24 protein-coding genes are annotated in these 22,236 nt (G+C 62.9%); all 24 read right to left on the bottom strand.

The features are described 5' to 3' along the window. Positions 1-8: 8 nt before the first annotated feature. The 24 genes from rpsH to rplJ all read right to left on the bottom strand — a co-directional run bounded on the left by rpsH (position 9) and on the right by rplJ (position 21,991). The gene (rpsH, locus tag VN11_RS04060; RefSeq protein WP_005408210.1) at positions 9-407 is read right to left on the bottom strand and encodes a 30S ribosomal protein S8; all 399 of its coding nucleotides are present in this window, start codon (positions 405-407) and stop codon (positions 9-11) included. Between the two features lie 259 nt (positions 408-666). After that, positions 667-972: a 30S ribosomal protein S14 gene (rpsN, locus tag VN11_RS04055; protein ID WP_005408209.1), complete on the bottom strand. Its 306-nt coding sequence runs from the start codon at positions 970-972 to the stop codon at positions 667-669. Between the two features lie 18 nt (positions 973-990). Next, positions 991-1,533 (bottom strand): 50S ribosomal protein L5, encoded by a 543-nt coding sequence (gene rplE, locus VN11_RS04050; RefSeq protein WP_004154491.1) that lies wholly within the window; start codon positions 1,531-1,533, stop codon positions 991-993. 11 nt (positions 1,534-1,544) lie between these two features. Then, a complete protein-coding gene (gene rplX, locus VN11_RS04045) occupies positions 1,545-1,862 on the bottom strand; it encodes a 50S ribosomal protein L24 (protein ID WP_004154490.1) in 318 nt (105 codons plus the stop codon). 16 nt (positions 1,863-1,878) lie between these two features. After that, positions 1,879-2,247 (bottom strand): 50S ribosomal protein L14, encoded by a 369-nt coding sequence (rplN, locus tag VN11_RS04040; protein WP_004145357.1) that lies wholly within the window; start codon positions 2,245-2,247, stop codon positions 1,879-1,881. 12 nt (positions 2,248-2,259) lie between these two features. Further along, on the bottom strand, positions 2,260-2,529 hold the full coding sequence (gene rpsQ / locus VN11_RS04035; protein ID WP_004154489.1) for a 30S ribosomal protein S17: 270 nt from the start codon (positions 2,527-2,529) through the stop codon (positions 2,260-2,262). Positions 2,530-2,540: 11 nt separating this feature from the next. Then, complete coding sequence (gene rpmC, locus VN11_RS04030) at positions 2,541-2,726, bottom strand: 50S ribosomal protein L29 (RefSeq protein WP_004154487.1); 186 nt, start codon at positions 2,724-2,726, stop codon at positions 2,541-2,543. Next, a complete protein-coding gene (rplP, locus tag VN11_RS04025) occupies positions 2,726-3,139 on the bottom strand; it encodes a 50S ribosomal protein L16 (RefSeq protein WP_004154486.1) in 414 nt (137 codons plus the stop codon). Before rplP ends, rpmC begins: the two co-directional genes overlap by 1 nt. Positions 3,140-3,144: 5 nt before the next feature. Further along, a complete protein-coding gene (rpsC, locus tag VN11_RS04020; protein ID WP_004145350.1) occupies positions 3,145-3,879 on the bottom strand; it encodes a 30S ribosomal protein S3 in 735 nt (244 codons plus the stop codon). Between the two features lie 18 nt (positions 3,880-3,897). Next, positions 3,898-4,233, bottom strand: coding sequence for a 50S ribosomal protein L22 (gene rplV / locus VN11_RS04015; RefSeq protein ID WP_004145348.1), 336 nt, complete (start codon positions 4,231-4,233; stop codon positions 3,898-3,900). Positions 4,234-4,245: 12 nt separating this feature from the next. Next, positions 4,246-4,515, bottom strand: coding sequence for a 30S ribosomal protein S19 (gene rpsS, locus VN11_RS04010; RefSeq protein ID WP_004154485.1), 270 nt, complete (start codon positions 4,513-4,515; stop codon positions 4,246-4,248). Positions 4,516-4,521: 6 nt separating this feature from the next. Next, positions 4,522-5,349 carry a 50S ribosomal protein L2 gene (gene rplB, locus VN11_RS04005; RefSeq protein WP_004154484.1) on the bottom strand — a complete coding sequence of 276 codons (828 nt, stop codon included), beginning with the start codon at positions 5,347-5,349 and terminating at the stop codon, positions 4,522-4,524. Between the two features lie 10 nt (positions 5,350-5,359). Next, positions 5,360-5,659 (bottom strand): 50S ribosomal protein L23, encoded by a 300-nt coding sequence (gene rplW, locus VN11_RS04000; RefSeq protein WP_004145338.1) that lies wholly within the window; start codon positions 5,657-5,659, stop codon positions 5,360-5,362. Next, complete coding sequence (gene rplD, locus VN11_RS03995; RefSeq protein ID WP_004145337.1) at positions 5,656-6,261, bottom strand: 50S ribosomal protein L4; 606 nt, start codon at positions 6,259-6,261, stop codon at positions 5,656-5,658. Before rplD ends, rplW begins: the two co-directional genes overlap by 4 nt. A 12-nt stretch (positions 6,262-6,273) precedes the next feature. Next, positions 6,274-6,924: a 50S ribosomal protein L3 gene (gene rplC / locus VN11_RS03990; protein WP_004145336.1), complete on the bottom strand. Its 651-nt coding sequence runs from the start codon at positions 6,922-6,924 to the stop codon at positions 6,274-6,276. An 11-nt stretch (positions 6,925-6,935) separates the two neighbouring features. Beyond that, positions 6,936-7,247, bottom strand: coding sequence for a 30S ribosomal protein S10 (gene rpsJ, locus VN11_RS03985; RefSeq protein ID WP_005408208.1), 312 nt, complete (start codon positions 7,245-7,247; stop codon positions 6,936-6,938). Positions 7,248-7,579: 332 nt separating this feature from the next. Then, complete coding sequence (gene tuf, locus VN11_RS03980) at positions 7,580-8,770, bottom strand: elongation factor Tu (protein ID WP_004154360.1); 1,191 nt, start codon at positions 8,768-8,770, stop codon at positions 7,580-7,582. Positions 8,771-8,821: 51 nt separating this feature from the next. Further along, entirely contained in the window at positions 8,822-10,963 is a 2,142-nt protein-coding gene (fusA, locus tag VN11_RS03975; protein ID WP_004154359.1) for an elongation factor G, read from the bottom strand. 141 nt (positions 10,964-11,104) lie between these two features. Beyond that, complete coding sequence (gene rpsG, locus VN11_RS03970) at positions 11,105-11,578, bottom strand: 30S ribosomal protein S7 (protein ID WP_004145321.1); 474 nt, start codon at positions 11,576-11,578, stop codon at positions 11,105-11,107. Between the two features lie 12 nt (positions 11,579-11,590). Further along, positions 11,591-11,965: a 30S ribosomal protein S12 gene (gene rpsL, locus VN11_RS03965; protein WP_004145320.1), complete on the bottom strand. Its 375-nt coding sequence runs from the start codon at positions 11,963-11,965 to the stop codon at positions 11,591-11,593. 284 nt (positions 11,966-12,249) lie between these two features. After that, on the bottom strand, positions 12,250-16,473 hold the full coding sequence (gene rpoC, locus VN11_RS03960) for a DNA-directed RNA polymerase subunit beta' (RefSeq protein ID WP_004154358.1): 4,224 nt from the start codon (positions 16,471-16,473) through the stop codon (positions 12,250-12,252). 87 nt (positions 16,474-16,560) lie between these two features. Then, positions 16,561-20,715: a DNA-directed RNA polymerase subunit beta gene (gene rpoB / locus VN11_RS03955; RefSeq protein ID WP_004154354.1), complete on the bottom strand. Its 4,155-nt coding sequence runs from the start codon at positions 20,713-20,715 to the stop codon at positions 16,561-16,563. Between the two features lie 307 nt (positions 20,716-21,022). Next, positions 21,023-21,391, bottom strand: coding sequence for a 50S ribosomal protein L7/L12 (gene rplL / locus VN11_RS03950; protein ID WP_004154353.1), 369 nt, complete (start codon positions 21,389-21,391; stop codon positions 21,023-21,025). Positions 21,392-21,454: 63 nt separating this feature from the next. Then, positions 21,455-21,991 carry a 50S ribosomal protein L10 gene (rplJ, locus tag VN11_RS03945; RefSeq protein WP_005408203.1) on the bottom strand — a complete coding sequence of 179 codons (537 nt, stop codon included), beginning with the start codon at positions 21,989-21,991 and terminating at the stop codon, positions 21,455-21,457. Positions 21,992-22,236: the final 245 nt, after the last annotated feature.

The following is a 22,236-nucleotide window of genomic DNA, read 5'->3' as shown; positions in this document are numbered from 1 at the left end:
CTTTCGCCTTAGGCCACGAAGCACAGGACTTCGCCGCCGACGCCCAGCTGGCGCGCCTGCGCATCAGTCATGATGCCCTTGGAGGTGGAAATGATGGAGATACCCAGGCCGTTCATGACCTTCGGCAGCTCGCTCTTGCCGCGGTACTGGCGCAGGCCCGAACGCGAGAAGCGCTTCAGGGTCGCGATGACCGGCTTGCCTTCGAAATACTTCAGCACGATTTCCAGCTCGGACTTGTTGTTTTCCAGCTGGGTCACGCGCAGGTCGGTGATGTAACCCTCGTCCTTCAGGACCTGGGCGATCGCAACCTTGATCTTGGACGACGGGGCTTTCACCGTCTGCTTGCCAACCGCAGCCGCATTCTTGATGCGGACCAGCAGGTCGGCGATGGGATCAGTCATGCTCATATGAGTACCTTTGAGTGCACCGATATCCGCTTTCGCGAAAATCTGTTGTCTCCTGGAAACGGGCCAGGTCCCTTGATGCAGCGGGCCAGAGACCCGCTCCTGCAACCCCGTTTGCACAGGGCAAGACGCGGGAGTATACGCCAAAAGAGCCCGGCTTGCGCCGGGCTCTTCGGTTTTTTTGCTCAGGGAAGGCTGAACGCCTCCCCTGCCCCGGTTCAGGAACCCCCGAGGGGGCTCCTGATCGCAGGGCCGGCTGGGATTACCAGCTGGCCTTGCGCAGACCCGGGACGTCGCCGCGCATGGTGGCTTCGCGCAGCTTGTTGCGGCCGAGGCCGAACTTGCTGTACACGCCACGCGGACGACCCGACAGCTCGCAACGGTTGCGCTGGCGGCTCGGCGACGAATCGCGCGGCAGCTTGGCCAGCTTGGTTGCGGCGTCGATCTTCTCTTCGTAGGTCGCATCCACGGAGGACACGATCTTCTTCAGAGCCGCACGCTTTTCAGCGTACTTCTTTGCCAGCTTTTCCCGCTTGATGTCGCGGTTGACCATGGAGGTCTTTGCCATTTCGGTTTCCTCGACGGATCAGTTACGGAACGGGAACTTGAACGCTGCCAGCAGCGCCTTCGCTTCCGCGTCGGTCTTCGCAGTGGTGGTGATGGCGATATCCATACCGCGGATCGCGTCGACGGCGTCGAAGTCGATTTCCGGGAAGATGATCTGCTCCTTCACACCCATGTTGAAGTTGCCGCGGCCGTCGAAGGAACGACCGGAAACACCACGGAAGTCGCGCACGCGCGGCAGCGAGATGTTGATCAGGCGATCCAGGAACTCGTACATCTTGTGGCGACGCAGCGTGGTCTTGCAGCCGATCGGCCAACCATCGCGGATCTTGAACGACGCAACCGACACACGCGACTTGGTGACAACCGGCTTCTGGCCGGAAATCTTGGTCATGTCGCCGACGGCGTTTTCCAGGATCTTCTTGTTGGTGGCCGCTTCGCCGACACCCATGTTCAGGGTGACCTTGACCAGCTTCGGCACTTCCATCGGATTGGTGTAGCCGAACTGCTTCATCAGCGCCGGCACCACTTCATCCTTGTAGAACTTTTCGAGACGGGAACTCATCTTCTCATTCCTCAGGCGTCGAGCGCCTCACCGCTGGAGCGGAACACACGCAGTTTGCGTCCATCCTCCAGCACCTTGAAGCCAACGCGTTCGCCCTTGCCCGAAGCCGGGTTCAGAACATTCACGTTGGAGATATGGATCGAAGCTTCGCGCTCGACCACGCCGCCGGCAACACCTGCCTGCGGGTTCGGCTTGGTGTGGCGCTTGACGATGTTCACGTTGGCGACGACCACACGGTCGCCGTCGACGCGGACGACTTCGCCCTGCTTGCCCTTGTCCTTGCCAGCGTTGACGACAACCTGGTCGCCCTTCTTGATACGGTTAGCCATGATTATCTCCTGTCGCTCACAGCACTTCGGGAGCGAGCGAGACGATCTTCATGAACTTCTCCGAACGAAGTTCACGGGTCACCGGCCCGAAGATACGGGTACCGATCGGCTCCTGCTTGCTGTTCAGCAGAACGGCAGCGTTGCCGTCGAAGCGGATCAGCGAGCCATCGGCGCGACGCACACCCTTGCGGGTACGCACCACGACGGCGTCATACACTTCACCCTTCTTGACCTTGCCGCGCGGAATCGCATCCTTCACGGTGACCTTGATGATGTCGCCGATGCCGGCGTAACGGCGCTTGGAACCACCCAGCACCTTGAAGCACATCACCTGCTTGGCACCCGAATTGTCCGCGACGTCAAGGTAGCTCTGCATCTGGATCATGATTCAGACTCCTTATTCAGCCGCACGCGTGATGACTTCCACCACGCGCCAGTTCTTGGTCTTGGACATCGGAGCAATCTCGGTCACGCGGACGACATCGCCTTCCTTGCAGGCGTTGTCGGCATCGTGGGCGTGCAGCTTGGTCGAGCGCTTGATGTACTTGCCGTACAGCGCGTGCTTGACCTGACGCTCAACCAGGACGGTAACCGTCTTGTCCATCTTGTTGCTGACGACACGGCCTTCGACCGTGCGCAGCGTCTTCTTTTCAGTATTGTCGCTCATAGCGGCCATCCTTACTTCGTGCTGCCGAGCAGGGTCTTGACGCGAGCAATCTCGCGACGGACCCGGCGAATGTCGTGGGTCTTCGGCAGCTGGCCGGTGACCTGCTGCATACGGACAGAGAACTGTTCCTTACGCAGGTCGATCAGGTGGGCCTTGAGTTCGTCAGCCGACTTTTCACGGAGAGTTTTGATATCCATCAGCGCACCGTACGGGTCACGAAAGTGGTGGTGACCGAGAGCTTGGCGGCGGCCAGGCGGAACGCCTCGCGAGCCACTTCCTCGGAAACACCCTCGATTTCATAGATCATGCGGCCGGGCTGGATCTGGGCCACCCAGTATTCCACGTTACCCTTACCAGAACCCATTCGGACTTCGATGGGCTTCTTGGTGATGGGCTTGTCGGGGAACACGCGGATCCACATCTTGCCGCCGCGCTTGACGTAGCGGCTGATCGAGCGGCGGGCCGCTTCGATCTGACGCGCGGTCAGCTGACCGTGTGCGGTTGCCTTCAGGCCGTATTCGCCGAAGCTGACAGCGTTGGCGCTCCAGCTCAGGCCATCGTTACGGCCCTTGTGTACCTTGCGGTACTTGGTTCGCTTGGGTTGCAACATTGTCGTTACCTCGCTTCACGGGCCGGGCGCTGACGGTCACCACGGTCGCCGCGATCGTGACGATCGTTGCGCGACGGGGTGTCGTCCTGCTTTTCCTGGCCAACCTGGGAGAAATCGAAGACCTCGCCCTTGTAGATCCAGACCTTGATGCCGATGATGCCGTAGGTCGTCTTGGCTTCAGCGAAGCCATAGTCGATGTCGGCACGCAGGGTGTGCAGCGGCACGCGGCCTTCGCGGTACCACTCCGAACGGGCGATTTCTGCACCGTTGAGGCGGCCACCGACGTTGACCTTGATGCCCAGGGCACCCAGGCGCATCGCGTTGCCGACCGAGCGCTTCATCGCGCGGCGGAACATGATGCGACGCTCCAGCTGCTGGGCGATCGACTCGGCAACGAGCTGCGCGTCCAGTTCCGGCTTGCGCACTTCGGTGACGTTGATGTGCGCCGGGACGCCCATCATCTCGCTCACTTCCTTGCGCAGCTTCTCGATGTCCTCACCGCGCTTGCCGATCACCACGCCCGGACGGGCGGTGTGGATCGTCACGCGAGCGGTCTTGGCTGGACGCTCGATCAGGATCTTGCTGATGCCGGCCTGAGCCAGCTTCTTGCGCAGCATTTCGCGCACTTTCAGGTCGGCTGCCAGGTAACCAGCGAACTCGGCCTTGTTGGCGTACCACTTGGAGTTCCAGTCCTTGGAAATGCCGAGGCGGATACCAATCGGATGAACTTTATGACCCATGGTCTTTTCCTTATCCGCTTACTTGGCGGCGCCCACAACCACAGTGATGTGGCTGGTGCGCTTGAGGATGCGGGTACCGCGGCCTTTCGCCCGCGCCATGAAACGCTTCAGGGTCGGACCTTCATCAACCATGATGGTCTGAACCTTCAGCTCGTCGACGTCGGCGCCCTGGTTGTTCTCGGCGTTGGCAATTGCCGACTCCACCACCTTCTTGATCAGGTGGGCAGCCTTCTTGTCCGAGAACTTCAGCAGGTTGACCGCACGCTCGGCCGGCAGACCGCGCACCTGGTCAGCGACCAGACGAGCCTTCTGCGGGGAGATGCGCGCAGTGCGCAGGATGGCTTTCGCTTCCATTGTCATCTCTCCTTACTTGCCCGACTTCTTGTCACCACCGTGACCCTTGAAGGTCCGGGTGATGGCAAATTCGCCGAGCTTGTGGCCGACCATGTTCTCGTTGACGAGAACCGGGATGTGGTTCTTGCCGTTATGCACGGCAATGGTGACGCCTACCATGTCAGGCAGGATCATCGAACGGCGCGACCAGGTCTTGATCGGCTTCTTGCTGCCCGCAGCGGCCTCCACCTTCTTGACGAGGTGGTGATCGACGAACGGGCCCTTCTTGAGTGAACGTGCCATGGTCGATTAGCCCCTACGATCGCGGACGATGAACTGCTGAGTGCGCTTGTTATGGCGCGTCTTGTAACCCTTGGTCGGGACACCCCACGGGGTGACCGGATGCGGGTTACCCTGGCCGGCCTTGGCCTCACCACCACCGTGCGGATGGTCAACCGGGTTCATGGCAGCACCACGAACGGTCGGGCGGACGCCGCGCCAACGCTTGGCACCGGCCTTGCCCAGCTTTTCCAGGCTGTGCTCGTCGTTGCCGACTTCACCGATGGTGGCGCAGCACTCGACCGGAACCTTGCGCATTTCACCCGAGCGCAGGCGCAGGGTGGCGTAGATGCCTTCGCGAGCCACCAGCTGCACGGCCGCACCGGCGGCGCGAGCGATCTGAGCGCCCTTACCCGGCTTCAGTTCGATGCAGTGGATGGTGGTACCGACCGGGATGTTGCGCAGCGGCAGGGTGTTGCCCGACTTGATCGGGGCATCCGAACCGGCGATCACCTGATCACCCGCCTTCAGGCCCTTCGGGGCGATGATGTAGCGACGCTCACCGTCGACGTAGCACAGCAGGGCGATGTGGGCGGTGCGGTTCGGATCGTATTCGATGCGTTCCACGCGCGCCGGGATGCCCAGCTTGTTGCGCTTGAAGTCGATGATGCGGTAGTGCTGCTTGGCACCACCACCGACGTGACGCACGGTGATGCGGCCATGGTGGTTACGACCACCCGAGCGGCTCTGCGACTCGACCAGTGCGGCGTGCGGAGCACCCTTGTGCAGGTCGGGGGTGACCACGCGCACGGCCGAACGGCGGCCGGGGGAGGTGGGCTTGAATTTCATCAATGGCATGGGATGTACCTCAGGCCTTGGCCGTTACATCGATCGACTGGCCATCGGCCAGGCGAACGTACGCCTTGCGCCAATCGCCGCGGCGGCCAGCACGGTTACGGAAGGACTTGTTCTTGCCCTTGACGTTGACCACGTTGACGGCTTCGACCTTGACGTCGAACAGCTGCTCAACCGCGGCCTTTACATCGGCCTTGGTGGCTTCGTTCGAAACTTCGAAGACATACTGGTTGGAGAGTTCCTGCAGGCGCGCGGTCTTTTCGGAGACACGCGGGGCACGCAGCACGCTGAAGATTTTTTCGTTGCTGTTCATGCCAGCCACTCCTCGACCTTCTTGACCGCGTCAGCGGTGATGACGACCGTGTCGGCACCGACCAGCGACACCGGGTCCAGACCCTGCACGTCACGCACCTGCACGTACGGCAGATTGCGGGCGGACAGGTACAGGTGCTCGGAGGCTTCTTCAGTGACGATCAGCGGGCGCTTGCCCACTTCCAGGCCGGCCAGCTTGGCGATCAGACCCTTCGTGTTGGTCACTTCGACATCGAAGGACTCCACGATGGTCAGACGGCCCTGACGGTTCAGCTCGGACAGGATCGCGCACATGGCGGCACGGTACTGCTTACGATTGACCTTCTGCTCGAAGCTGCGCGGCTTGGCCGCGAAGGTGACACCGCCGCCGACGAAGATCGGAGCCGTCAGTGCGCCATGACGCGCGCCGCCGCCCTTCTGCTTCTTCGACTTCTTGGTGGTACCAGCCACTTCAGAGCGAGTCTTCTGTGCCTTGGTGCCGGCGCGGCCGGCGTTGCGGTAGGCAACGACGACCTGGTGGACCAGATCTTCGCTGAAATCGCGACCGAACACGGCGTCGGAGACCGAGACCTTGTTGTTGCTACCCGTGATAACGAGTTCCATCGTCATCTCTCCTTATGCCTTGCTCGCCGGACGGACGATCACGTCGCCACCCGCCGCGCCCGGAACGGCGCCGCGAACCGCGATCAGACCGCGCTCGACGTCGACCTTGACCACTTCCAGGTTCTGGGTGCTCTGCTGCACCGCGCCCATGTGGCCCGACATCTTCTTGCCCGGGAAAACACGACCCGGGGTCTGGCGCTGACCCAGCGAACCCGGCGCGCGATGCGACAGCGAGTTACCGTGGGTTGCATCGCCCATACGGAAGTTGTGGCGCTTGATGGTGCCCTGGAAGCCCTTACCCTTGGTGACACCCTGGACGTCGACGATCTGGCCGACTTCGAAGATGTCCGCCTTGACTTCGCCGCCAACGGCGAAATCGCCGAGCTGCGCGTCTTCAACGCGGAATTCCCACAGGCCACGACCCGCTTCCACCTTCGCCTTGGCGAAGTGGCCGGCTTCCGGCTTGTTGACCAGGGCAGCGCGACGCGCGCCGACGGTCACCTGCACGGCGCTGTAGCCGTCGGTTTCGACGGTCTTGATCTGCGCGATGCGGTTCGGGGTTGCTTCGATCAGGGTCACCGGGATGGAGCGGCCATCTTCAGTGAACACGCGGCTCATGCCAGCCTTGCGGCCCACGAAGCCCAACGAATACTTCTTCGTCATGGTCGTAGTCCTCAGGTCAGCTTGATCTGAACGTCGACGCCGGCAGCCAGTTCGAGCTTCATCAGCGCGTCCACGGTCTTGTCATTCGGGTCAACGATATCGAGCACGCGCTTGTGCGTGCGGGTCTCGTACTGGTCACGCGCGTCCTTGTCGACGTGCGGGGAGACGAGAACGGTGTAACGCTCGATCTTGGTCGGCAGCGGGATCGGGCCACGCACTTGCGCGCCGGTCCGCTTTGCCGTTTCAACGATCTCGCTGGCCGAACGGTCGATCAGACGATGATCGAACGCTTTCAGCCGGATCCGGATCTTTTGGTCCGCCATGGCGGTAGGTTCCTTCGTTAAAAGAGCGACAGACAAAGCCTCTGGGTTGCTTTGCCCCATGAAATTCCTGAATACGGACGGCCCGCACTCCTGCAGGCCGCCAAGGTCACTCCATAGACCTCAAAAACGTAGGCAGACCAGTTTCCCGGCCTGCCCAGACGTAGAAGCATAATGGCACGCAAGGCAGCTGTCAACAGTCGCCTGTTGACGCCGCCTGAATGGCATTGACCCTTCCTGGTCCGGGGAACACAAGGCACATCCTGTGCCTGCTTTCCCATTTGATACGCCCCGATGCCCTACCCAGGCAACATCGGGGCGCAGATACTACCAGATTACTCGATGATCTTCGAGACCACGCCGGCGCCGACGGTACGGCCGCCCTCGCGGATGGCGAAGCGCAGGCCTTCGTCCATTGCCACCGGGTTGATCAGGGTGACGACCATCTTGACGTTGTCACCCGGCATCACCATTTCGACGCCTTCCGGCAGTGCAGCGGCGCCGGTGATGTCGGTGGTGCGGAAGTAGAACTGCGGGCGGTAGCCGTTGAAGAACGGGGTGTGGCGGCCGCCTTCGTCCTTCGACAGGACGTACACTTCGCCTTCGAACTTGGTGTGCGGCTTGATCGAACCCGGCTTGGCCAGGACCTGGCCACGCTCGACGTCGTCACGCTTGGTGCCGCGCAGCAGCAGGCCAGCGTTGTCGCCTGCCTGACCCTGGTCCAGCAGCTTGCGGAACATTTCAACGCCGGTCACGGTGGTCTTCTGCACCGGACGGATGCCGACGATTTCGATTTCGTCGCCAACCTTGATCACGCCGCGCTCGATACGACCGGTCACCACGGTGCCGCGGCCCGAGATCGAGAACACGTCTTCCACCGGCATCAGGAACGGCTTGTCGATTGCGCGCTCCGGCTCCGGGATCCAGCTGTCCAGGGCGTCGACCAGCTTCAGGATGGCCGGCACGCCGATGTCGCTCTGGTCGCCTTCCAGCGCCAGACGGGCCGAACCAGCGATGATCGGGGTGTCGTCGCCCGGGAAGTCGTACTTGCTCAGCAGCTCGCGCACTTCCATCTCGACCAGCTCGAGCAGCTCGGCGTCGTCAACCATGTCGGCCTTGTTCAGGAACACGACGATGTACGGCACGCCGACCTGACGCGACAGCAGGATGTGCTCGCGGGTCTGCGGCATCGGGCCGTCAGCGGCCGAGCACACCAGGATCGCGCCGTCCATCTGGGCGGCACCGGTGATCATGTTCTTGACGTAGTCAGCGTGGCCCGGGCAATCGACGTGGGCGTAGTGACGGACCGGGGATTCGTATTCGACGTGCGCGGTCGAGATCGTGATGCCACGAGCCTTTTCTTCCGGCGCGGCGTCGATCGAGGAGTAGTCCTTGAACTCGCCACCGAAGCGCTCGGCACCGATCTTGGTCAGTGCGGCGGTCAGCGTGGTCTTGCCGTGGTCGACGTGACCGATGGTGCCGACGTTGACGTGCGGCTTGGTGCGCTCGAACTTACCCTTTGCCATTGTTCTATACCTTGATTTTGTAAGTGGTTTTCAGGAGAGGCTGAGCGAGGCTCAGCCCTTCTTCATGACGGCTTCGGCGATGTTGTTCGGCGCCGGCTCGTAGTGGTCGAATTCCATGGTGAAGGTGGCGCGGCCCTGGGTCTGCGAACGCAGCGCAGTGGCGTAGCCGAACATTTCACCCAGCGGGATCATCGCGTTGATGATCGAAGCGGAGCCGTCACCGGTGGTGTCGGAACCCTGCAGCACGCCGCGACGACGGCTGACGTCGCCCATCACGTCACCCTGGTAATCCTCCGGGGTCACGATCTCGACCTTCATGATCGGCTCCAGCAGCACCGGCTTGGCCTTGGCGAAGCCCTGCTTGAAGGCCATCGACGAAGCCAGCTTGAACGCCATTTCCGAGGAGTCGACGTCGTGGTACGAACCGAACACCAGCTTCACCTTGACGTCCACGACCGGGAAGCCAGCCAGCGGGCCGCTGGTGATGGTTTCGCGCAGGCCCTTTTCGACCGACGGAATGAATTCCTTCGGGATCACGCCGCCGGTGATGTCGTTGATGAACAGGAAGTCGTCCTTGATCAGCGGAGCGATCTTGGCATCGGCACGGTCTTCAGCGGTGATCGGCGACAGCTCGATCACGACGTGACCGTACTGACCCTTACCACCGGACTGCTTGGCGTGCTTGTAGTCCGACTTGACGTCAGCCAGGGTGATGGTTTCGCGGTACGCAACCTGCGGCGCGCCGACGTTGGCTTCAACGTTGAACTCGCGCTTCAGGCGGTCGACGATGATGTCCAGGTGCAGCTCGCCCATGCCCGAGATGATCGTCTGGCCGGATTCTTCGTCGGTCTTGACGCGGAACGACGGATCTTCCTGCGCCAGGCGACCCAGGGCCAGGCCCATCTTTTCCTGGTCCGACTTGGTCTTCGGTTCGACGGCCATCGAGATCACCGGCTCCGGGAACGTCATGCGCTCCAGGATGATCGGCTGGTCGATCGAGCACAGGGTGTCACCGGTGGTGGTGTCCTTCAGGCCCACGGCAGCGGCGATGTCACCGGCCAGAACTTCCTTGATTTCTTCGCGGTTGTTCGAGTGCATCTGCAGGATGCGGCCGATGCGCTCCTTCTTGCCCTTCACCGAGTTCAGGACGGTGTCACCACCGTTCAGGGTGCCCGAGTAGACACGGAAGAAGGTCAGCGCGCCGACGAACGGATCGGTGATGATCTTGAAGGCCAGCGACGAGAACGGAGCCTTGTCGTCGGACTTGCGGGTCATGGCGACGTTTTCGTCGTCCACGTCGGTACCGGTCACGTCCGGCACATCGACCGGCGACGGCAGCAGCTGGATCACGCCGTCCAGCATGGCCTGCACGCCCTTGTTCTTGAACGCCGAACCGCAGTACATCGGGACGATTTCGGTGGCCAGGGTGCGGGTACGCAGCGCGTTGATGATTTCAGCCTCGGCCAGCTCTTCGCCGCCCAGGTACTTTTCCATCAGCTCTTCGCTGGCTTCAGCCGCGGTTTCGATCATGTAGGTACGGGCTTCTTCAGCCTTTTCCTGCAGGTCGGCCGGGATTTCGCCGTACTCGAACTTCATGCCCTGCGAGGCTTCATCCCAATGGATGGCCTTCATCTTCAGCAGGTCGACGACGCCCTTGAAGCCGTCTTCGGCACCGATCGGCAGCTGCATCGGCACGGCGACGGCGCCGAGCTTGGCCTTCAGCTGGTCACGGACCTTGTAGAAGTTGGCACCGGTGCGGTCCATCTTGTTGACGAACGCGATGCGCGGCACCTTGTAGCGGTTGGCCTGGCGCCACACGGTTTCCGACTGCGGCTGCACGCCACCGACGGCACACAGGACGAAGACGGCACCGTCGAGCACGCGCAGCGAGCGCTCCACTTCGATGGTGAAGTCGACGTGCCCGGGGGTGTCGATGATGTTGAAGCGGTGCTCCGGCAGGGACTTGTCCATGCCCTTCCAGAACGCGGTGGTGGCAGCGGACTGGATCGTGATGCCACGCTCCTGCTCCTGCTCCATCCAGTCCATGGTGGCGGCGCCGTCGTGCACTTCACCGATCTTGTGGCTCTTGCCGGTGTAGAACAGGATGCGCTCGGACGTGGTGGTCTTGCCGGCATCGATGTGAGCCATGATGCCGAAGTTACGGTAACGCTCGATGGGAGTGGAACGGGCCACGGGAGCCTCTCAGATTTCTTGGATTTCGGATGGCCGAACGCCGCCTTTCGGCGGCCTTCGGATTGGCGCAGTCCTTCCGGGACCGCGAGGCAGCACGCACCGAAGTGGTGCTGCCCTGCCTGTTTTACAAGGCCGTCAAACTCACCAGCGGTAGTGGGCGAATGCCTTGTTGGCTTCGGCCATGCGGTGGGTTTCTTCGCGCTTCTTGATGGCGCCGCCACGGTTTTCCGAGGCGTCGATCAGTTCAGCAGCCAGCTTCTTCGGCATGGTGTTCTCACCACGCTTGCGCGCGGAGTCGATCAGCCAGCGCATGGCCAGGGCCATCTTGCGCGACGAACGCACTTCGACCGGCACCTGGTAGGTGGCACCACCGACGCGGCGCGACTTGACTTCGACCGCCGGAGCGACGTTGTCCAGAGCCTTCTGCACCAGTTCAATGGCGTTGGCGCTGCTGTTCTTCTCGGTGATCACGTCCATGGCGCCGTACACGATCTTTTCGGCGACGGACTTCTTGCCGCTCTGCATGACCATGTTGATGAAGCGGGCGATGGTTTCGCTTCCGTGCTTCGGATCGGGCAGGACGGAACGCTGCGGAGTATTACCCTTACGCGACATAGTGCTCTCTCCTTATGCCTTCGGACGCTTGGCGCCGTACTTGGAACGGGCCTGGCGACGCTTGGCAACGCCGGCGGCGTCGAGCGAGCCACGAACGGTGTGGTAACGCACACCCGGCAGGTCCTTGACGCGACCGCCGCGGATCAGGACCACGGAGTGCTCCTGCAGGTTGTGGCCTTCACCACCGATGTAGGAAATCACTTCTTCCTGGTTGGTCAGGCGGACCTTGGCAACCTTGCGCAGAGCCGAGTTCGGCTTCTTCGGAGTGGTGGTGTAGACACGGGTGCAGACGCCACGGCGCTGCGGGCACTTGTCGAGCGCCGGCGAGGCACTCTTGTAGGTGGTCGCTTGCCGCGGCTTGCGGACCAGCTGGTTGATCGTCGCCATCAGTAGGTTCTTCTGATTGGTGGCCGGAAAATCCGACCAGAGATGCGGAAATGTTAAAGCAGGCCGAAATTTTGGCCTGCTGAGACAGACGATTGTAGCAACCTGCCAGGAAAGCAGTCAAACGCCTCCTGTCAAGCCCGTTCCTGATCCCGGAACGTTACTGGGGGGCCTCCATGTACCCCGTTCAGGTTGACAGGGTCGATCGCGGACGATCTCCCCTGCCCTTTCCCAATCCCATCGATGGACCGATGGGGTGGTCCGGCCTTGTGGCCGGACCGGATACCTCATTCTTCGCCCGATGCCTGTTCAGCTTCGGCTTCAACCACCGGCGCCTCGACCGCGGCCGGGGTACCGGCCAGGGTCTGCATTTCCGACTCGGTGAGACCGGAAGCGCCGCGGCGGCGGTTGCTGTGGTACGCCAGGCCGGTACCGGCCGGAATCAGGCGACCGACGATGACGTTTTCCTTCAGGCCACGCAGGTTGTCCGAGGTGCCGCGGACGGCCGCTTCGGTCAGCACGCGGGTGGTTTCCTGGAACGACGCGGCCGAGATGAACGACTCGGTCGCCAGCGATGCCTTGGTGATACCCAGCAGGACCGGATCGAAGTGCGCCGGCAGCTCGTTGCGGGTCGACAGGCGCGCATTCTCCTCGATAACGCGCTGGCGCTCCACCTGCTCGCCGTTCAGGAACTTGCTGCTGCCCTGGTCGGTGATCTCGACCTTGCGCAGCATCTGGCGGGTGATCACCTCGATGTGCTTGTCGTTGATCTTCACGCCCTGCAGGCGGTACACGTCCTGGATTTCCTTCACCAGGTAGGCCGCCAGCGGTTCGACACCCAGCAGACGCAGGATGTCCTGCGGGCTCGGCTCGCCGTCCACGATGGTTTCACCCTTGGTGACATGCTCGCCTTCGAACACGATGACCTGGCGGTACTTCGGGATCAGCTCTTCGTGCTCCGAACCATCGGTGTCCTTGATGATCAGGCGCTGCTTGCCCTTGGTGTCCTTGCCGAAGCTGATGATGCCCGAACGCTCGGCCAGCACCGCCGGATCCTTCGGCTTGCGCGCTTCGAACAGGTCGGCCACGCGCGGCAGACCACCGGTGATGTCGCGGGTCTTCGACGCTTCCTGCGGGATCTTGGCGACGACGTCGCCCACGCCCACCGGGGCGCCATCCTGCAGGTTGACGATCGAACGCGGCGGCAGCAGGTACTGCGCCGGCAGGTCGGTGCCCGGGATCGACAGGTCGTTGCCCTTGGCGTCGACGATGCGCACGATCGGGCGCAGGTCCTTGGCCTGGGTACCACGACGCTTCGGATCGGTGATTTCGCGCGAAGCGAGGCCGGTCAGCTCGTCGGTCTTCTCGATGACGGTGATGCCGTCGACGAAGTCGATGAAGCGGATGAAGCCGGCCACTTCCGACACGATCGGGTGGTTATGCGGATCCCAGTTGGCCACGGTCTGGCCAGCCTTGATCGCATCACCGTCCTTGGACGTGATGGTCGCACCGTACGGCAGCTTGTAACGCTCACGCTCACGGCCGTGGGCATCGAGCACCGAGATTTCACCCGAGCGCGACACCGCCACCAGCGAGCCGTTGGCGTGCTCGACCGACTTGAGGTTGCTGAACTTTACCGAGCCGGTGGTCTTGACGGTGATGTTGTCGACCGCAGCAGCTCGCGACGCCGCACCACCGATGTGGAACGTACGCATGGTCAGCTGGGTACCCGGCTCACCGATCGACTGCGCGGCGATGACGCCGACCGCTTCACCGATGTTGACCAGGTGGCCGCGGGCCAGATCGCGGCCGTAGCAGCGACCGCAGACACCGAAGGCCGATTCGCACGAGATCGTCGAACGCACCTTGATGCTCTGCACGCCGGCGTCTTCCAGCTTGGCGACCCAGGCTTCGTCCAGCAGGGTGTTGCGGGTGACGATCGGATCTTCGTCGTTGCCCGGCAGGAACACGTCCTCGGCCACCACGCGACCCAGCACGCGATCCTTCAACGGCTCGACCACGTCGCCGCCTTCCACGATCGGGGTCATGATCAGGCCTTCGGTGGTACCGCAATCCACCTCGGTGATCACCACGTCCTGCGCGACGTCGACCAGACGACGGGTCAGGTAACCCGAGTTCGCGGTCTTCAGCGCGGTATCGGCCAGACCCTTACGGGCACCGTGGGTGGAGTTGAAGTACTCCTGCACGTTCAGGCCTTCGCGGAAGTTCGCCTTGATGGGCGTCTCGATGATCGAGCCGTCCGGGCGGGCCATCAGGCCACGCATGCCGGCCAGCTGACGGATCTGCGCCTGCGAACCACGCGCACCGGAGTCGGCCATGATGTACAGCGAGTTCATCGACTTCTGGTCGATGGTCTCGCCCTTGGCATTGACCACCTTCTCGGTACCGATGGTGTCCATCATCGCCTTGGCGATGCGCTCGTTGGTGCGCGACCAGATGTCGACCACCTTGTTGTAGCGCTCGCCGGCGGTGACCAGGCCCGACTGGTACTGCTCCTGGATTTCCAGCACTTCGGCTTCGGCCTCGGTGAGGATGCCCTTCTTCTCGTCCGGGATCAGCATGTCGTCGATGCCGATCGACACGCCGGCGCGGGTCGCGTAGGCGAAGCCGGTGTACATCAGCTTGTCGGCGAACACGACCGTGTCCTTCAGACCCAGCTGGCGGTAGCTGGAGTTGATCAGGCGGCTGATGTTCTTCTTGGTCAGCTCGGTGTTGGCCAGCGCGAACGGCAGGCCTTCCGGCAGGATTTCAGCCAGCAGGGCGCGACCGATCGTGGTGTCCACGATCGAGGTCTTGTTCTGCTTCACGCCGTCTTCGTCGGTCACCACCTCGGTGATGCGGACCTTGACGCGCGCGTGCAGTTCCACCACGCGGTTGTCGTAGGCACGCTTGACTTCGGCGATGTTGGCGAAGGCCATGCCCTCGCCCTTCTTGTTTTCCAGCGAGCGGGTCATGTAGTACAGACCCAGCACGACGTCCTGCGACGGCACGATGATCGGCTCGCCGTTGGCCGGCGACAGGATGTTGTTGGTCGACATCATCAGCGCACGCGCTTCCAGCTGGGCTTCCAGCGAGAGCGGCACGTGGACGGCCATCTGGTCACCGTCGAAGTCGGCGTTGAACGCGGTGCAGACCAGCGGGTGCAGCTGGATGGCCTTGCCTTCGATCAGCACCGGCTCGAACGCCTGGATGCCCAGACGGTGCAGGGTCGGCGCACGGTTCAGCATCACCGGATGCTCGCGGATGACCTCTTCCAGGATGTCCCAGACTTCGGCTTCTTCGCGCTCGACCAGCTTCTTGGCGGCCTTGATGGTGGTGGCCAGGCCACGACGCTGCAGCTTGGCGAACACGAACGGCTTGAACAGCTCCAGCGCCATCTTCTTCGGCAGGCCGCACTGGTGCAGGCGCAGGTACGGGCCGACCACGATGACCGAACGGCCCGAGTAGTCGACGCGCTTGCCGAGCAGGTTCTGGCGGAAGCGGCCCTGCTTGCCCTTGATCATGTCGGCCAGCGACTTCAGCGGGCGCTTGTTGGTGCCGGTGATGGCACGGCCACGACGGCCGTTGTCCAGCAGCGCATCGACCGATTCCTGCAGCATGCGCTTTTCATTGCGCACGATGATGTCCGGCGCGCTCAGTTCGAGCAGGCGTCGCAGGCGGTTGTTACGGTTGATGACGCGGCGGTACAGGTCGTTCAGGTCGGAGGTCGCGAAGCGGCCGCCGTCCAGCGGAACCAGCGGACGCAGGTCCGGCGGCAGCACCGGCAGCACGGTCATGACCATCCATTCCGGACGGTTGCCCGATTCCAGGAAGGCTTCGATCAGCTTGATGCGCTTGGTCAGTCGCTTGAGCTTGGTTTCCGAACCGGTGGCGGCGATTTCTTCGCGCAGGCGGGTCATTTCCGACTGCAGGTCGATCGTGCGCAGCAGTTCGTACACGGCCTCGGCGCCCATCGCGGCGTCGAAGTCGTCACCGTGCTCCTGGCGGGCCTGCAGGTACTGCTCTTCGGTCAGCAGCTGGCGGCGCTCCAGGGCGGTCAGGCCCGGCTCGGTCACCACGTACGCTTCGAAGTACAGCACGCGCTCGATGTCGCGCAGGGTCATGTCCAGCATCAGGCCGATGCGCGACGGCAGCGACTTCAGGAACCAGATGTGCGCGACCGGCGAGGCCAGGTCGATGTGGCCCATGCGCTCGCGGCGCACCTTGGCCAGGGTCACTTCGGTGCCGCACTTCTCGCAGACCACGCCGCGGTGCTTCATGCGCTTGTACTTGCCGCACAGGCACTCGTAGTCCTTCACCGGGCCGAAGATGGCGGCGCAGAACAGGCCGTCACGTTCCGGCTTGAAGGTACGGTAGTTGATGGTTTCCGGCTTCTTCACTTCGCCGAAGGACCACGAACGGATCAGGTCCGGCGAGGCCAGCGCGATCTTGATCGCGTCGAAGTCCAGCGTCTGGCGCTGCTGGTTGAAGAGGTTGAGCAGGTCTTTCATGGTGTTCTCCAGAAGGAGGAATGCTGTGTCGATGGGCTTTCAGTTGACTGCCAGCGGCGCGGCGGCGGACCGCCGCGCCGGCATGGATCAGTTGTCTTCCAGTTCCATGTTGATGGCCAGCGAGCGGATTTCCTTCACGAGCACGTTGAAGGATTCCGGCATGCCCGCGACCATCTCGTGCTCACCGTCGACGATGTTCTTGTACATCTGGTTGCGGCCCTGCACGTCATCGGACTTCACCGTCAGCATTTCCTGCAGGGTGTAGGCCGCGCCGTAGGCTTCCAGCGCCCAGACTTCCATTTCACCGAAGCGCTGGCCGCCGAACTGCGCCTTGCCGCCCAGCGGCTGCTGGGTGACGAGCGAGTACGGACCGGTCGAACGGGCGTGCATCTTGTCGTCGACCAGGTGGTTCAGCTTCAGGTAGTGCATGTAACCGACGGTGGTGTGGCGATCGAAGGCTTCACCGGTGCGGCCGTCGTACAGCTGGGTCTGGCCACTGCTCGGCAGGTCGGCCAGTTCCAGCATGCGCTTGATTTCCGCTTCGGTGGCGCCGTCGAAGACCGGGGTGGCCATCGGCACGCCGTCGGTCAGGTTGCGGGCCAGGCGCAGCAGTTCCTCGTCGCTGAACTGCGACAGGTCGACACGGTTGGCCACGTTGGTGTCGTCGTGGTTGTAGATGTCGTCCAGGAACTTGCGCAGGTCGGCAACGGCCGCCTGGGCTTCCATCATCGCCTGGATCTTGCGGCCCAGCCCCTTGGCGGCCCAGCCCAGGTGCACTTCCAGGATCTGGCCGATGTTCATACGCGACGGCACGCCCAGCGGGTTCAGCACGATGTCCACGGTTTCGCCCGAGGCCATGTACGGCATGTCCTCGACCGGCACCACGTTGGAGACCACACCCTTGTTGCCGTGGCGGCCTGCCATCTTGTCGCCCGGCTGGATGCGGCGCTTCACGGCCAGGAACACCTTGACCATCTTCAGCACGCCCGGAGCGAGGTCGTCACCGGCAGTGATCTTGCCGCGCTTGTCGGCGAAGCGACGCTCGAATTCCTTCTCGTGCGCCTGGATCTGCTTCTGCGCGCGTTCGATGGCTTCCGAGGCGTCCTCGTCCTTCATGCGCAGCGCGAACCAGTCAGCCTTCTTCAGGCCGTCCAGGAACGCGTCGCTGATGACGTCGCCCTTCTTCAGGCCAGCACCGCCGTTGACCACCTTGCCCACGATCTGCGAACGCAGACGCATGTAGATGGCGGCTTCCAGGATGCGGAACTGGTCGTCGAAGTCCTTCTTGACGCGCTTGATTTCAGACTCTTCGATCTGGCGGGCGCGCTTGTCCTTCTCGATGCCGTCGCGGGTGAAGACCTGCACGTCGATGACGGTGCCGTCCATGCCCGGCGGAACGCGCAGCGAGCTGTCCTTAACGTCCGAAGCCTTCTCGCCGAAGATCGCGCGCAGCAGCTTCTCTTCCGGGGTCAGCTGGCTTTCGCCCTTCGGGGTGACCTTGCCGACCATGATGTCGCCGGCGCGGACTTCGGCACCGATGTACACCACGCCGCTCTCGTCCAGGCGGTTCAGCGCCTGCTCGGAGACGTTCGGGATGTCGGCGGAGATTTCCTCCGGCCCCAGCTTGGTATCACGCGCAACGCAGGTCAGTTCTTCGATGTGGATCGTGGTGTAGCGATCCTCTTCCACCACGCGCTCGGAGAGCAGGATGGAGTCTTCGAAGTTGTAGCCGTTCCACGGCATGAACGCGATCAGCATGTTCTGGCCCAGGGCCAGTTCGCCGATGTCGGTGGACGGGCCGTCGGCCAGCACGTCGCCGCGGGCGATGACGTCACCCACCTGGACCAGCGGACGCTGGTTGATGCAGGTGTTCTGGTTCGAACGGGTGTACTTGACCAGGTTGTAGATGTCCACGCCTGCGTCGGTGGCGCCAACGATCTCTTCCTCGTTGACCTTGACCACGATGCGGGCCGCGTCGATCTGCACGATCTCGCCACCACGGCGGGCGTTCACGGTCACACCGGAGTCACGCGCCACGGCGCGCTCGATGCCGGTACCGACCAGCGGCTTCTGCGCACGCAGGGTCGGCACGGCCTGACGCTGCATGTTGGCGCCCATCAGTGCACGGTTCGCGTCATCGTGCTCCAGGAACGGAACCAGCGCGGCCGCGATCGACACGGTCTGCATCGGCGAGACGTCCATGAAGTGGACTTCCGCCGGCGGCTTCAGCAGCGATTCGCCCTGGAAGCGGCACGGCACGAACTGCTCGGTCAGCACGCTGTCGGCATTGGTCAGCGCGTTGGCCTGCGCAATGACGTACTCGTTTTCTTCGATGGCCGACAGGAACTCGACTTCGTCGTAGACCTTGCCGTCCACGACCTTGCGGTACGGGGTCTCGAGGAAACCGTACTGGTTGGTGCGGGCGTACACGGCCAGCGAGTTGATCAGGCCGATGTTCGGGCCTTCCGGCGTTTCGATGGTGCAGACGCGGCCGTAATGGGTCGGGTGCACGTCGCGCACTTCGAAGCCGGCGCGCTCACGGGTCAGGCCGCCCGGGCCCAGGGCCGAGACGCGACGCTTGTGCGTGACTTCCGACAGCGGGTTGTTCTGGTCCATGAACTGCGACAGCTGCGAGGAGCCGAAGAACTCCTTGATGGCAGCGGCGACCGGCTTGGCGTTGATCAGCTCCTGCGGGGTCAGGCCTTCGGACTCGGCCATCGACAGGCGCTCCTTGACCGCGCGCTCGACGCGGACCAGGCCCACGCGGAACACGTTCTCGGCCATTTCGCCGACCGAACGCACGCGACGGTTGCCCAGGTGGTCGATGTCATCGACCACGCCGCGACCGTTGCGGATCTCGGTCAGGACCTTGATCACGTCCAGGATGTCGGAGCTGTCGCCGTGGGCGGCGACCAGGCGCTTGGACTCTTCGTCGTTGCGCTCGCCGTAGTACTTGCGGTCGTACAGCACGGCTTCGCCGGTGGTTTCCTTGCGGCCCACGCGACGGTTGAACTTCATGCGGCCGACCGCGGACAGGTCGTAGCGCTCGAAGGTGAAGAACAGGTTGTGGAACAGGTTCTGCGCGGCATCCTTGGTCGGCGGCTCGCCCGGACGCATCATGCGGTAGATCTCGACCAGGGCTTCCAGCTGGGTCTTGGTCGGGTCGATGCGCAGGGTGTTGGACAGGTACGGGCCACGATCCAGGTCGTTCACCCACAGGGTGCCCACGGCATCGACACCGGCCTTGCGGAAGCTCTGCAGCTGCTCGTCGGTGATTTCGTCGTTGGCCTGGGCCAGCAGTTCGCCGGTCGAGGCATCGACCACGTCGTGCGACAGGATGCGGCCGACGATGTAGTCGTCCGGCACGGCCAGGGCAGCGATGCCCGAGGCTTCCAGCTGCTTGATGTGGCGCGCGGTGATGCGCTTGCCGGCTTCCACGATGACCTTGTCGCCGTCGGCGAGGTCGAAGCCCAGGGTTTCGCCACGCAGGCGCTCGGGCACCAGCTCCAGCTGGACGCCTTCATCCGGGTTGATGTGGAAGGTGTTGATCTCGAAGAACTCGGCCAGCATCTCTTCGTTGCTATAGCCAAGCGCGCGCAGCAGGATCGACACCGGCAACTTGCGGCGGCGGTCGATACGGGTGAACAGCGCGTCCTTCGGGTCGAACTCGAAGTCCAGCCAGGAACCGCGGTAAGGAATGATGCGGGCGCTGTACAGCAGCTTGCCCGAGCTGTGGGTCTTGCCACGGTCGTGGTCGAAGAACACGCCCGGCGAGCGGTGCAGCTGCGAGACGATGACGCGCTCGGTGCCGTTGACGATGAAGGTGCCGTTCTCGGTCATCAGCGGGATTTCGCCCAGATAGACCTCCTGCTCCTTCACGTACTTGATGGCCTTGGTCGACGACTCACGGTCGTAGATCACCAGGCGCACGGTCACGCGCAGCGGGGCGCCGTAGCTCATGCCACGCTGGCGGCACTCGCGCTCGTCGAACACCGGTTCGCCCAGCTTGTAGCCGACGTATTCCAGGGCGGCATTGCCGCTGTAGCTGGCGATCGGGAAGACCGACTTCAGCGCAGCGTGCAGGCCGTGGTCCGTGCGCTTGGCCGGATCGACGTTTTCCTGCAGGAATTCACGATAGGAATCCACCTGGATGGCGAGCAGGAACGGCACTTCGAGGATCGAGCGCTGCTTGCCGAAATCCTTGCGGATACGCTTTTTTTCGGTGAACGAATAGGACGTCATGAGGTCTTCCACCTTGTTGTGCGGGCCGTGCGTCCACGACCCTGAAGGGAACTTGAAATTGTCAGTTGGAAGTCGCTGGTATTGCCGGCACCAGCACGCCTTCTCCCGCTACTTCCAACTGCCAACTCGTCTGCTACCACTCCCCGCTGCCGCGCCGTGCGCTGGCCTGCCGGGGTCTGACCGCAGCCCGTGTTGGGCTTTTTGCCGCAGTTACAACCTGTATTGCATGAAACGACCAAAGGCCGGGGGCTTACGCCCCCAGCCTTGGCTGCATCGCCGTGAATCGATGACGATGCAAAGGAAGTGCTTACTTGACTTCGACAGTCGCGCCAGCAGCTTCCAGGTCCTTCTTCATCTTCTCGGCTTCGTCCTTCGAAGCGTTGTCCTTCAGGACGCCGCCGGCTTCGGCCAGGTCCTTCGCTTCCTTCAGGCCCAGGCCGGTGATGGCGCGGACGGCCTTGATGACTTCGACCTTCTTGTCGCCGGCCGACTTCAGGGTGACGACGAACTCGGTCTGCTCTTCAACAGCAGCGGCCGGGCCAGCGGCAGCAGCCACGGCAACCGGAGCGGCGGCGGAGACGCCGAACTTTTCTTCGATGGCCTTGACCAGCTCCATCACTTCCATCAGGGACTTCTCGGCGATGGCGTCGACGATCTGTTCGTTGGTAAGGGACATGATTAATACCTTTGGATGATTTTCTGGGTTGAGGTTCCGTCAGGAACCACGGTAAGTCGAAACTCAGGCGGTCTCGGCGGCCGGCTCGGCAGCGTCGGCGGCGACATCGCCACCACCCTGCTTCTCGCCAACGGCCTTGATGGCGCGGGCAAACATCGTGACCGGCTCGGTCAGGACGCGGGCCAGCATGGCCAGGGCCTGATCGCGGGTCGGCAGCGAGGCCAGCACGTCGACGTGGCTTGCCGGGAACACTTCGCCACCGATGGCGACGACCTTAGCCTTCAGCTTGTCGTTGCCCTTGGCGGCTTCCTTGATCAGGCGACCGGCAGCGCCGGGCTCCTCGAGCGAGAACGCGTACAGCAGCGGACCAACCATCTGGTCCTGGGCGACTGCGAACTCGGTGCCTTCAACGGCGCGCGAAGCCAGGGTGTTCTTGACAACCTTCAAGAAAACACCGGTTTCACGAGCCTGCTTGCGCATCGCGGTCATCTGGGCGACCGTGGTGCCAGCGTATTCGGCTGCGATCAAGGAGTGGGCCTTGGCGGCGACGTCTGCCAGCTCGGCGACTACTTCTTGCTTCTGGGACAGATTGAGAGCCATTGCACTCCTCCTATTGAACTCCGCTTACGGCTCCTGCCGTGTGCGGTCCTGTGCGGCATCCGTCCTGGACGCCGGGAACATCGGGATGATGTTCCGGGGGGTGGGCCGTTCCAGACCTGGAGGCAATCAGGGAAATCCCAGACATGCGTGAACCAGAAAAACTCCAGAAGGGCACCATCTACGCAGGGTGATTCCGGGGAATCGATTAAGCGCTCATGACTGCTCCGGCGGCGACTCCTTGCCAG

The sequence above is a fragment of the Stenotrophomonas maltophilia genome (assembly GCF_001274595.1).
GTDB classification, from domain to species: domain Bacteria; phylum Pseudomonadota; class Gammaproteobacteria; order Xanthomonadales; family Xanthomonadaceae; genus Stenotrophomonas; species Stenotrophomonas forensis.
Note: the sequence above shows the minus strand (reverse complement) of the source record. Positions and strands in the feature narration are given on the sequence as shown.